We start from the raw sequence: 12,735 nt of genomic DNA, 5'->3' as shown, positions 1-12,735 counted from the left end.
TTTTATTGAAGTGCGGTACTCGAAATAGATCCACAAGTTGCTGGCTAAACCTCTTCCTCAACAAGTTCACTCTCCAATTACATGAAAACAAGTTCATCCCACCACATGCTTAAAGAATATTGATTAAAATAAGAAGCCAATTGGTTTGAGAGCAACGCCCGTTGTTCATCATTAAGATATAAACTGCAAGTAAGCACCATCCTAATGGTCTCTTCACTAAGCTCCCAGCACTCATCATTCAATTTTAAGAAAACAGTAGGAATTAACTCTTCGCGTTCGACATCAGAGATATAAGGTATACATGCCATAAGTACTTGTAGTACCGCACGCTTAATTTCTAAAGGAGCCGGTGCAAGCAAGCCAAGAGAAGCATTCAATACTTCGTTACGTCGCGCCTCGTTAAAATAGGGGATACAGCCAATACAATCTTGTAAAGCAACCGCACAAATAGCAGGGTCTTTGTCATGTATTTTTAAGAGCATTTGCCCAAGAACCAACAGCTGTGAATGCTCAGTAAGATAAGGCATGAATTTAATAATCGTCTTACGAGCCATATTGTTCACAAAAGAGCTTTTATCATTAACCATGGGCAGAATCAGCTCAAAAATTCGCTGGTGATTTTTTTCATCTAAGCTTGGTATCAAGGGGGTAATCACTTGCAACGCCATGCCACGAACAATAGAGTGATTATCATTTACCCTAGGAATAATTGCATTAAGTGCCTGTTGGTGATTTTCATCGTTGAGGTACGATATAAGCGACAGCATTGCTTGCAATATCATATAACGATGGCTCCAATCGTTATCCTCCAAATAAGGTAAAATAATGTCGAGTACCTGGCGATGTTGCTCATTATTAATATAAGGCATCAACTGAAGCATCGCCTGCAATATCGCATCACGAACGATCCAATTAATATCATTTAAATTAGCAAAAATAACATTAAAAGCTTCTTCACGCTTCTCATCACTCAAATGAGGAATACATATCCCAATAATTTCTAGAACAACTTTGCGTACTCGCCCATTGGTACTATTCAGATTAAGGAGAACCGCATTAAATACATCTGAACATTGTTCCCTATTGAAATAATGAATACATGCAGAAATAATTTTTAAGACTGCCAGGCTTATCTTCGAATCATCAATGCTTAATTTAAGAAAAAGTGCGCGAATTACCACATCACAACATGCATTATCTAAATAAGGCATACAGGTGGATATAATTTTTAAAGCCTCTTCACCAATAAGCCAATTTTTATCATCCAACTTCAATACAATCAATTCACTTACTTTTTGGTGCTGAGCATCATCAAAATAAGCTGGGCGCACAGTAGCTAAAGGAAACGCATTTTCATAAATGCTATTTATTCCATTCGATAACTCCCAAACAGCATCAACTGTTTGCAGGCTACTCTCATGTTGAGATAGATGCTCACTAACAATTTGTTGTGCTACAAAACGAACTTTTGGCTCTTTGTCATTTAATTTAGATCGTATGGCAGCAAACATCAACTCCCTATTCTTATCATTAAAATAAGGAATACATACAGAAATAATTTTTAGTATGGATTTGCGAATAGAAGAAGTATCATCATTTAGTTTTGGAAGAATGATATCAATTAATTCTTGATGCCTCTTATCATTAAGGCAAAGAATCAATACCGGTAAAATTTGTAATATGGTGAGATTATCTTCCACATCAAGCTCTTTGCCTTTTAAGTTGCCAGAAGAAAAAGGCGGATACTTTTCGCAGATATCATCGATTATGTTTTTTATTTCACCGTTAACCTGTTCTTTATGAATACTTAAAAACGGCATCAAATTAATGTATTTTTTATGGGTATCCGCATTATTTAACAGCTCATTAAAACTTGCGAGCCGCTGCTCATCGGTCAAAAGCGGGATCCAGTGGTTCGCATGATGGATTACTAATAAATGGCGTGCTAATTCATCAGGTAAATAAAGGTTAGAGCCTATAAGCAAAAAAACTAGACCATAGAGATGGGCTTCTCCTGTCTTGTCTTTAATGTATTCCCTAATTAATTCATCAAGATGATTGATATTATGGGTTTTACAAAAAAACAAGCGTTCATTTCCGTGTCTTTTAGCTTTAATTAATTTTTTTAAACTTTGGATTTGCCAACGAAGATCATCATCTTGATTCCGAGAAAGCAAAATTTTGACAGCCCAATAAAGAGATTCATTGCGTAACTCATCAATTAAGTTAACAATAACCTCTGAAGGCATATTAAGAAAAGCCAGTTTATCAACAACATCCGGCGTTTTCAAAAAGCTCTGGAGCACCACAGGACAAGCTGCTGCCGCCATAGCGTGGGTTAGCATATATAAAAACTACCAAAGAAAAAGCTATAGGGAGTATTCATTATACTCCCTGGGTGCTCAGGGTCAATTTATTATGTACAATGCATGGAGTTCCAGGCGCATTTATCCATACGGCAATAATGTCGCAGCGCACCATTTGGTCGATATCCGAACTATAATTATATAAGAGTGAGACTTATCTAAGGAGAGGATAAAATGAAAAAACTTCTTATAGGATTATTGTTAGCTCAACTAGGCACAATGGCTTTTGCAGATACAATTGTTACTGAACAAGTAATTGGAAAAGCGTCCCGAAAGCTATTTGATCAATTTTTGTCTATACTTAGTAAAGATACATTTTTTGTTGTCCACCAGTAGTTATGCAGGAGGATACACCCATGAAAAGCTATCAAAATCCTCAGCCATACGCTGTAGATCGTGTCAGTAAGATTAACGAAAAACCGATTAAACCAGAACATTTTAAGTCTTACAAAAACAATAAAACTGCTAAAGAAATTTACAAAAATGAATCAGAAGAACAAGCATGGACTGATGTTCTTGAAAAATTTAATCCTTATCAAAAGTTCAAACATGATTAGGCTTTAATTAGACAGATCATATGAGCCATTATTAAAAGCCGTCATTGCAAAATGCGGTAAATCCCTCTGACCTGTGCGTTGAACTCATGGGTTCTGTGCTTCGATCTGGGATTACACTATATTGAATACCGCCTTCGTGTTTTCTTAAAATGTTTGAACTATGGCACTTAATTCCAGCTGTGCTCCATCCAGGTCAAGGTCAGCATTTGGTGCATATTTAAGCTTTTCCTGAAGTTCGCTCACTGCATCACAAAGTTGCTCTACATCCCCTTTTTCAACCCAGAAACTTTGAAAGGCTAAGGGAAATTGCGTAATCAGAGTATCTTTGGATAATAAAGCATCATCTTTATTAGTAATAACTGTAATTAATTTATTTAATACAGTTATTTTATCTTTGGTTTTCGCATCATGAGGAACAATAGCTTCATCTCCATAGGCATTGATTTTTCTTTGAATTATTCGTGTGAGGTAGCTGCTAGCCTGCTCAACGGTCATGCATTTCACTTCATTGCAGTATGCAAATCGAGTAAATAATCTGTGATGATTAGGATTTATTTCCTGAGCATCTTCATCTCCCAGTCTTAACGCCTGTGCCATCTGAGCGTGCATACTATTCTGAAATAACTCAGATTTTCCTAAATGAAGCGCACCTTTAATCCATAGTTTTCCATTGTGAGGAAATGTGCGCCACATCATATCAAATAGAGTAAATGCTGCCGCAGACATTGCACATGCCATACCTAAAGTGGGCGCTACAGAAGGAAAAAGCATAATAAAAAAAACAGAGCCCACTGCGGCAGAAAGTAATCCAAGTATAAATAAATTATTGAGTGCCGCCTGAACATGGTGCATACGCAGGCTACGGTCATCCCATGATTCATAAGCTCGATAAAAATTAATGCTCATCATTACTGTTTGATGAGTAAAACCCACACTTAGACTACTTAAAAAGAACCATGGCCCTGCAGCAAAACTAAGGCCCATAAAGGCTGATAGTACCGCACCATAAAGAGAGATACTCGCTAAAACAGCGCAAGTTGCAGAAGTGATCAAGTTAAACCACTGATCCAGATTTTTATTATTAGCCTTGGTAAATTTATAAGCATTTATTAATGCGTTAAGAGTTAATAAAATCCCAATAAAAGGCAGCATAATAAAGAATAAAGGAGACCCACCAAAAGCAGAGTACCATCGAGCATCAGCCATGGTTGAAAATAACGCAACTTCTTGAGTTTCTCTAATGTATGTAATTGCTTTGTGGAACTCGTTAACTAACATTGCTCACCTGTTATTAGAACAAATTAAGATTAGGCATTAGCCTCCTGAACGTGACACGCAGTGCTTTCGTTCAGGAGGACGTACTTCAGGGATCCTGGTTGCAAGCAACCAGACTACAACAAAACGATTTACTATTGGCGTAAATGCGGGAATAAAATTACATCGCGAATTGATTGCGAATTGGTAAATAGCATGACCAATCTATCAATTCCTATACCCTCTCCTGCCGTTGGTGGTAATCCATATTCAAGGGCTTCAATGTAATCGCTATCATAATGCATTGCTTCCATATCCCCAGCATCTTTTTCCTCTACTTGCTTACGGAAACGTTCTGCTTGATCTTCGGCATCATTTAACTCAGAAAATCCATTCGCAATTTCTCGGCCAGCAATAAAGAACTCAAAACGATCGGTAACTTCAGAGTCCTGATCATTACGACGTGCCAAAGGTGAAATTTCTGTAGGATATGCCGTAATAAATGTAGGTTGAAACAGTTGATGCTCTACGGTTTCTTCAAACAGAATCATTTGCAGTTTGCCTAAACGATCGGTTTCTTTGTACGCGAAACCTTTTGCCTCGAGTTGCTTACGGCAAAACTCAACACTTTCTAATTGTTGTGCATTAATTTCTGGATGGTAATGCAAAATCGCTTCTTTTACCGTCATCCGTGCAAATGGCTTATTAAAATCAATCATTTGCTCCTGATAATCAATCTGACGTGAACCAACCACCGCATCACATAAATACTGTAATAATTGCTCGGTAAAGTTCATCAAATCATTATAATCAGCATATGCCTGATAAAACTCAACCATGGTAAACTCAGGGTTATGACGCGTAGAAAGCCCTTCATTACGGAAGTTACGGTTAATTTCATAAACACGCTCAAACCCCCCCACCACCAGACGCTTTAAGTATAACTCTGGAGCAATACGCAAATACATGGTCATATCAAGACTGTTGTGATGCGTAATAAATGGACGTGCAACAGCTCCACCAGGAATAGGATGCATCATGGGAGTTTCCACTTCAAGAAACTGATTTTTATCCATAAACTGTCTAAAAGCTTGAATAAGGCGTGAACGAGCCAAGAAGGTAGCACGGCTATCTTCATTTGCGATTAAGTCAACGTAGCGTTTACGATATTTAACTTCCTGATCCGCCAAGCCATGAAACTTATCTGGCAATGGTCTTAAGGATTTAGTCAATAATTCAACATGTTCTGCGTTTACGGTCAATTCACCGGTATTCGTTTTAAATAACTCTCCACGAACGCCAACAATATCACCTAGGTCCCAATGCTTGAATTGTTCGTATACCTCAGGAAGATCATTGGCTCTAATGTAAATTTGAATACGGCCAGAAACATCCTGAATGTGGAAAAAGCTAGCTTTTCCCATAACACGTCTTAACACAATTCGTCCCGCAACTGCGACTTTAACATGCTGTTCTGCAAGCATTTCCTTTTCTGATTCAACATAATCTTTAATTAAATCAGCAGCTAAATGCTCACGGCGAAACTCATTTGGAAAATTAAATCCTGCTGTACGTAAGTCTGCTAATTTCTGCTTACGGATAAGATAGACTTCGCTCTCATCTAAATGTTCTACTTGTTGCTCATCTGTCATGCTGCACCTACTCCTGCCTTTAAACTGGCTTCGATAAATTGATCTAAGGCACCATCCAATACGGCTTGCGTATTGCTTGTTTCCACACCGGTCCGTAGATCTTTAATACGGGATTGATCCAATACGTAAGATCGTATTTGTGATCCCCAACCTATATCTGATTTGCTGGCTTCCAAAGCTTGTTGCTCAGCGTTTTTCTTTTGCATTTCCAATTCATACAATTTAGCGCGCAATTGCTTCATTGCTTGGTCTTTATTGCGATGCTGACTACGATCATTCTGACATTGCACCACAATGCCGCTTGGGGCATGGGTTATACGTACCGCAGAATCTGTTCGGTTTACGTGCTGACCACCGGCACCTGAAGCACGGTAAGTATCAATCCGTAAATCAGCAGGATTGATTTCTATTTCAATATCATCCGCAATTTCTGGAGAAAGAAATACCGCAGCAAAAGAGGTATGCCTTCGGTTTCCAGAGTCAAACGGTGACTTACGAACCAAACGATGCACCCCACTTTCAGTGCGCAACCAGCCAAAAGCGTATTCGCCACTAAAATAAATCGTGGCACTTTTGATTCCCGCAACATCTCCGGGTGAACATTCTATGAGTTCTGTAGTAAAGCCATGTTGCTCACCCCAGCGTAAATACATACGCAATAACATTTCCGCCCAATCCTGAGCCTCAGTACCACCGGAACCCGATTGAATATCTAAATAGGCATTACAGGAGTCCATCTTTCCAGAGAACATACGCCTGAATTCTAAATCAGCAACTTTTTGTTCAATAGTTTGTACTTCGAGTCCTATCTCATTAATCGATTGCTCGTCATTTTCTTCTCGAGCCAATTCAAATAATTCTATTGCATCAGTGATGGATTGACCTAACTCGGTTAATGTCAAAACAATATTTTCAAGTTGGGTGCGTTCTCGGCCTAAAGCTTGGGCGACTTCAGGATTATCCCATACTGAAGATGATTCCAGTTCTCGAACTACTTCCTCTAAACGCTCGCGCTTGGCGTCAAAGTCAAAGATACCCCCTAAGCGCTTCCACTCGCTTATCCAGATCTACCAGATTAAGGTTAATTTGGTTTACTTCTAACATAAGTGTCTCATTTAAAAAATTAACTTCGCATTCTACCGCGAAAGTGCTTTTCTATCTATAGTGCACTTAAACAAATGAGCCAGGAATTTGAATGGTTAGAACGCTATTTTGATTTCCCACAACCACAAGGCCAATCATATTCTGTCAATCGCTTAAGTGTTCCATTAGAGTATTATAATAATTTTGCCTCAACAAAAACACCATCACTCTCATATTCATTAAAAACAGGCAAATTTGAACTGACTAATCCTTCTTCTTGAATAAAATTATTTTGATCAACTGTTAGATCAACCAGACCTCGAGCATATTGCGAAAGCGTTTTGGTAGAAACAATCCGTTGAACATGATTAGAAGCTAATGCTTGATATTTTTGTTTTCTAACTTCTTTTTTAATATCATTAATAAAGGCATTGAAATCTTCATTATAAGTAATATCAATAACAATGGCACCAGCCGTATTAAACATCAAACTGTTTTCAAATGATATAGGCAGACAAATAGTTAAATGCTTTTTCTTTAAATATTTCATAACTAATAAACCATGGTTAGCAATCAAAAAATAAATTAAATCCCCCTCTGAATCATGACCTTGATAAAATTTTGCCAAACCCCGCTTCATATGAAAGCGCTTGATTAAAGAATCATTCTGAAAAGTTTTCGATACTTTTTTAGGAGATTTACATAACATTTTCGAAAAATAATAAATCATTACCATCTCAGTCAAAAACGGGTAATATTTGTTTTTAGGAAATATACAATACGCCTTGTTTCTATAACAAAATTGATTATTTGTTAAATAATCTTTTTCTTTATCGAGAAGAAATTGCTCCTCATTATCAAATAGTTCAAACGGAGAGCCTAATTCTTCATGGGAGTAAAGACCATTTAACGCTCAAACAAGCCATTTGTCTTATTTTGTTTTTCAGCAAGATAAAAAGCCCACGCAAGGTAATTCTTATGGTCAGGGAGTAATAAAGGTGTACCCGCATTCCGGTTCGCGAACGCGGGCTAGGATTTGATAGTTAAACGGTCTTCATCGCGGCACGATATGCCTGCAAATTCATTAAAAATTCTGCTTCCGCATGAGAAAGATGGCAGCTATCAACAATCTCTTCACGATTACCTCCCATTTCCAGGATTTTCATCGCATGCTGGTAACCACCGTCGTTATCACGTTTATTTTCTAAACCTTGGATTTGGCTGTCCATACTGACTAATTGAGAGTTTAATTCTTTAAGTTGCTTCGAGAATAATAAATCGGCATGAATCAAAACAGGATGATCTTTAGCAATTTGTTCTACAGACTTAGAAAGGCTTTCCATACGCTCTTCAAGTGCCATCATTTTCTTGCGCTGGACCCATAAAAAATTGCCAAATAACACGAAGAGTCCTACATTTAAACTCATAATAATACTATTTATCATTTTATTTCCTTATTTCCCTACAACGACTCTATGCACCTGTTTATTTAATGCTGGATTAAGAAGACGTTTGCTATTTCTGTCTACAGCAATAATGATGCTTACCCTGCGATTTAATGCCCTTCCTATCTCTGAAGCATTATCAGACATAGGATACTGCTCTCCATATCCTGTTACCATCAAGCGGCTCGTATCAATACCATAAGAGTTTAAAATGCGACCCACTGCCGCCGCACGAGCGGCTGAAAGTTCCCAGTTTGATGGATACTGCGGTGTTTCTATTGGCATGTTGTCAGTATAACCTTCTATAGAAACAATAGCATGCGATTTTTTAAGCTTTCCAGCAAGTTGCATCAATTTCACTAATGCATCTGCCTTCAAATCTACATCTCCGGAACCAAATAAAGCGCCTGATTTAATGTCTAACTCAATCCAACCTTGTTGCCGATTAATCTTGTAATTTTTATCTTCCAACTCAGACAAAGATTGATTTATTTCATCCAAACCATCTTGGTATTGCCCGTATACTTTTTTCGTGTAGGGACCCTTTTTTTGATCTTCTTTAGACTGCTCTTCATGCGGTTTATCCATTTTACTAAAGGCTGTTTTCATCCCTTCAGAAAGTGACTTGTACTTTGCGGTATTCACGGATGAAATAGCATACATCACCACAAAAAACGCAAACAGTAAGGTAATAAAATCAGCGTATGAGATAACCCAACGATGATGATCTACAGGTTCCTCAGGCTTTGATTTTCTTGATCTCATTTTTCTTCTGCTGTCCAAAATTATTAAGTTTTAACAATAAAATGCCGGGACTTTCACTGGCGGCAATAGAAACCATCCCTTCAACAATCATTTCATCATAATGAACCTGGCGCGCAATGCAGGCTCTTAACTTATTTGCTATAGGAAGAAAAACCAGGTTTGCTAAGCCAACACCATATACAGTAGCAACGAAAGCTACCGCAATACCCGCCCCCAGTTCATTTGGCTGAGATAAATGACGCATTACCTGAATTAATCCAAGTACCGCACCTAAAATTCCTAAAGTTGGGCTATATCCCCCCATACTTTCATAAACGTGGGCTGCGCGTAAGTTATTGTATTCAATGCGATCAATCTCTGCTTCTAAAACTTGTCTAATCGTCTGCTTATCCACCCCAATAACTAATAGCTCCAACCCTTTATTAATCAGTGGTGTTTTTTCTACCTCCAAATGATCTTCAAGAGAGAGCATTCCAAGCTGGCGAGCCTTGCGCGCTAATTCAAACATACGCGTTCTGCACGCTTCGAAATCGAGATGGGGCGGTTTAAAAATCCAGGGTAAGATCTTTATTGCCCGCTTAAAGGTATGTAGTGGTGACTGCACAAGCACCGCACCAATTGTACCTCCAAGAACAATAAGTAAAGCAGAAAAGTTCAATAAAGATTGAAGAGAACCACCTTCAAGCATTTGCCCAATAATGATGGCTAGAAAACTGGTCACAAGACCCATAAATGTTAATGCATCCATACGCTCTACTATTCCCTACTATTCCGGTAATCGTGATTTAACACGATGTGTTGCTTGACTAAGAATTTGTGAAACGCGTGATTCACTTACTCCTAGAACCTCCCCAATTTCTTTCAAATTCAAATCGTGTTCATAATACAAAGACAGCACCATTTGCTCTTTATGGGGTAACCCTTTTATCACCTCTGACAAACGGCTCATTAAATCATTATGAAACACGTTTGCATGGGGTTCAGTAGAGGTTTGTCGATCCTCTCCTTGCAAAGCATCATCCGTAACGCCTAAATCTTCAAAACCATATAAGTGGCTACTGGCTGAGTCTTGCAGCATTTCATGATATTCATTAAGCGGAATACCAAGCTCTGCAGCAATTTCAAAATCTTTTGCCTCGCGTCCAAGTTGATGTTCCACATGCTTCACTGCTTCAGAAATCATTCTTGAGTTTCGGTATACTGAGCGTGGGACCCAATCATTCCTTCTAACCTCATCAAGCATGTAGCCTCTAATACGAATTCCAGCATAAGTTTCAAATGAAGCGCCTTTGGAGGAATCATAATGTCTTGTAGCTTCTAACAAACCCAGCATCCCAGCTTGAATTAAATCATCAAGCTGAACACTACTCGGTAAACGTCCCAACAAATGATGGGCGATGCGTTTCACTAACAAAGCATGATTCTTTACCAGCGTTTCCTGGATTTGTTGATTTACTTTGCTGTACGCAGCCAAAGCATCCACGACACTCTCCTTATCGCAAACTACCCTTCAAATTTATACTTCATCCATTACTAAACGCTCTAAAAAGAAACTCGTATTGCCACCTAATAAAGACGTTAATGGCCAATTAGCTACACTTGCAGCAATTTCTCTTATAGAAGCCGCAGCATTGGAATCCGGATAAGCCATTAATACAGGTTTTTGACTTTTAACCGCTTTATGAACATACTCATCAAACGGTATCGCTCCTAAATAGTCTAGCTTAACCTCAAGAAATTGCTCGGAAACTCGGAATAATTTATTAAATAAATCACGTCCATCTTTCTCTCTTCGAACCATATTGGCTACGATATGAAAATTGGGCCATCCATAACGCTTACTCATTACTTTGATCAATGCATAAGCATCAGTAAGTGAAGTGGGTTCATCACAAACCACTACGAGTAGTTCCTGAGCAGAACGAGTAAAGCTTAAAACCGTATCTGAAATCCCTGCCGCAGTATCGATAATCAGGTAATCCAAGTTTTCAGTGAGCTGATTAAATGCATCAATAATCCCAGCATGCTGTCGGCTACCAAGTTGCGCCATGAACTCAGTACCAGAGGCTGCCGGAATTATTTTTAATCCGTTGGGACCTTGCAAAATCACATCATTTAATTGGCAGGATCCTTGGATCACATGCGACAAATCATATTTGGTATGTAAACCCAACATAATATCGATGTTTCCTAAGCCTAAATCAGCATCCAAGAGCATCACTTTATTATTCAGCTGGGACAATGCAACGGCTAAATTCACCGAAACATTGCTTTTGCCCACGCCACCCTTACCTGCCGTAACCGCGATGATGTTCATTGGCTTAACTCGAGATAAACTTCTCAGGCCCGAAGCTTGATCGCCAATAATATCATTAACTCTCAACATAATATTCTCTCCCAGAAGGGTGTCGCTCTTTACTCATGTAGTTCGCTTCTACTGGGAACAATTGCTGTTCTTGCTGAGCAAATAATTCAACAAGCTGATGGCGGGTAGCTAATTTAATATCTTCTGGAACGCGTTGGCCATGTGTTAAATAACTGATGCGTAATCCTGTTTCAATTGCAGCACTTAAAGCACCACCAATTGCTTGGGCCTCATCCAGTTTGGTTAAAATACATTGATCCACACAATTGGTTTCATAGCGATGAATCGCATCAACAAGCACTTGGTAATGACTGGTTGCCGGCAGAACCAATACCTTAGAAATGGATTGCATGTGATTGCTTAGAATTTGCATTTGACGAATGACGCGCTCATCGGAAGGATTCATTCCTGCTGTATCGATGAGAATAAGTTTTTTATCACTTAATTGGCGCAATACTCGAGATAAAGACACTTCATCATTGGCAAGACATACTTGCACACCCAAAATTTTTCCATAAAGCATTAATTGTTCTTGTGCTGCCATACGGTAGGTATCCATAGTTACCATACCTAATTTATCTGCACCGAAACGCAGAGCAAAGCGAGCACCAATCTTAGCGAGCGTTGTTGTTTTACCAACACCGGTAGGCCCTAAAAATGCATAAATACCGCCTTCTTCGATTCGACGTGTATCACGAATAGGTAATTGCTCAGTAATGTGGGTTAAAACCGCTTGCCATGCGCGTTGTTGATTTAAATCAGGGCGAACTGAACGAGTCCAAGCTGCCGCCGTTGTTGGGCTAACACCTAAATACAAAAGCTTTTGTAATAATACTGTATGTAAAGGTTCAGTGCTTCCCCCTACGCTTCCGCCTCTTAATTGAGCCTCAAGCATGCCACGCAGAGTTTGAATTTCCATACGCAAATCATCAAATGGTGTTTGGGTTTGGAATTTATCGACTTGACTTGGTGGTTCTGCACACGCAACCGCAGCTTCTGTTGAAAGAATCGTTTCGTCAAAATCAATCGCTGCGACGATTTCAACTCCACCATCAACATCACTGCTGGATAAAATAACTGCATCAGAACCAAATGTCGCCTTAATTTGCTGCATTGCTGTTCGTGTATCTGCGGCGACAAATCGTTTTAATTTCATAAAGCTCCCCCTGCTATGACGCGTACCCAATCGTCAATATTAAAAATTAAGTACTACTTCCATTTTTTTATATAAAACAAATAGTTACATGA

13 protein-coding genes are annotated in these 12,735 nt (G+C 38.8%); 2 read left to right on the top strand and 11 right to left on the bottom strand.

What is annotated here, in order from left to right:
* Positions 1 to 77: 77 nt before the first annotated feature.
* Positions 78 to 2,345 carry a HEAT repeat domain-containing protein gene (locus ACQY7T_RS04915; protein WP_428411601.1) on the bottom strand — a complete coding sequence of 756 codons (2,268 nt, stop codon included), beginning with the start codon at positions 2,343 to 2,345 and terminating at the stop codon, positions 78 to 80.
* A gap of 195 nt (positions 2,346 to 2,540) precedes the next feature.
* Here ACQY7T_RS04915 and ACQY7T_RS04910 point away from each other — a divergent pair, with 195 nt between their 5' ends.
* Positions 2,541 to 2,702 (top strand): hypothetical protein, encoded by a 162-nt coding sequence (locus tag ACQY7T_RS04910; protein ID WP_428411599.1) that lies wholly within the window; start codon positions 2,541 to 2,543, stop codon positions 2,700 to 2,702.
* Between the two features lie 20 nt (positions 2,703 to 2,722).
* The gene (locus ACQY7T_RS04905; protein WP_428411597.1) at positions 2,723 to 2,923 is read left to right on the top strand and encodes a hypothetical protein; all 201 of its coding nucleotides are present in this window, start codon (positions 2,723 to 2,725) and stop codon (positions 2,921 to 2,923) included.
* 144 nt (positions 2,924 to 3,067) lie between these two features.
* Here ACQY7T_RS04905 and ACQY7T_RS04900 read toward each other — a convergent pair whose 3' ends face one another.
* From ACQY7T_RS04900 to flhF, 10 genes are all read right to left on the bottom strand, one after another.
* A complete protein-coding gene (locus ACQY7T_RS04900; protein ID WP_428411595.1) occupies positions 3,068 to 4,201 on the bottom strand; it encodes a hypothetical protein in 1,134 nt (377 codons plus the stop codon).
* A 131-nt stretch (positions 4,202 to 4,332) separates the two neighbouring features.
* Positions 4,333 to 5,829, bottom strand: coding sequence for a lysine--tRNA ligase (gene lysS / locus ACQY7T_RS04895; protein ID WP_428411593.1), 1,497 nt, complete (start codon positions 5,827 to 5,829; stop codon positions 4,333 to 4,335).
* Positions 5,826 to 6,933, bottom strand: a protein-coding gene (prfB, locus tag ACQY7T_RS04890) for a peptide chain release factor 2 (protein ID WP_428411591.1) whose coding sequence is annotated in 2 segments (ribosomal slippage) — positions 5,826 to 6,857 and positions 6,859 to 6,933 — 1,107 coding nt in all. Because the reading frame shifts where the segments join, the coding sequence is not laid out codon by codon here. The genes lysS and prfB overlap by 4 nt, the downstream gene beginning before the upstream one ends.
* A gap of 172 nt (positions 6,934 to 7,105) precedes the next feature.
* Positions 7,106 to 7,642 (bottom strand): hypothetical protein, encoded by a 537-nt coding sequence (locus ACQY7T_RS04885; RefSeq protein WP_428411589.1) that lies wholly within the window; start codon positions 7,640 to 7,642, stop codon positions 7,106 to 7,108.
* Between the two features lie 313 nt (positions 7,643 to 7,955).
* A complete protein-coding gene (locus tag ACQY7T_RS04880) occupies positions 7,956 to 8,354 on the bottom strand; it encodes a DUF2802 domain-containing protein (RefSeq protein WP_428411723.1) in 399 nt (132 codons plus the stop codon).
* A gap of 12 nt (positions 8,355 to 8,366) precedes the next feature.
* A complete protein-coding gene (locus ACQY7T_RS04875) occupies positions 8,367 to 9,122 on the bottom strand; it encodes a flagellar motor protein MotB (protein WP_428411587.1) in 756 nt (251 codons plus the stop codon).
* Positions 9,097 to 9,870, bottom strand: a complete 774-nt coding sequence (locus ACQY7T_RS04870; protein WP_428411585.1) for a flagellar motor protein — start codon at positions 9,868 to 9,870, stop codon at positions 9,097 to 9,099. Before ACQY7T_RS04870 ends, ACQY7T_RS04875 begins: the two co-directional genes overlap by 26 nt.
* A gap of 18 nt (positions 9,871 to 9,888) precedes the next feature.
* Positions 9,889 to 10,605: an RNA polymerase sigma factor FliA gene (locus tag ACQY7T_RS04865; RefSeq protein WP_428411584.1), complete on the bottom strand. Its 717-nt coding sequence runs from the start codon at positions 10,603 to 10,605 to the stop codon at positions 9,889 to 9,891.
* A 33-nt stretch (positions 10,606 to 10,638) separates the two neighbouring features.
* A complete protein-coding gene (locus ACQY7T_RS04860) occupies positions 10,639 to 11,508 on the bottom strand; it encodes a MinD/ParA family protein (protein ID WP_428411583.1) in 870 nt (289 codons plus the stop codon).
* Complete coding sequence (flhF, locus tag ACQY7T_RS04855; protein WP_428411582.1) at positions 11,495 to 12,643, bottom strand: flagellar biosynthesis protein FlhF; 1,149 nt, start codon at positions 12,641 to 12,643, stop codon at positions 11,495 to 11,497. The genes ACQY7T_RS04860 and flhF overlap by 14 nt, the downstream gene beginning before the upstream one ends.
* Positions 12,644 to 12,735 lie beyond the last annotated feature (92 nt).

This window comes from Legionella sp. (assembly GCF_965140895.1).
Lineage (GTDB): Bacteria > Pseudomonadota > Gammaproteobacteria > Legionellales > Legionellaceae > Legionella.
This window is presented reverse-complemented; position numbering and strand designations above follow the sequence as displayed.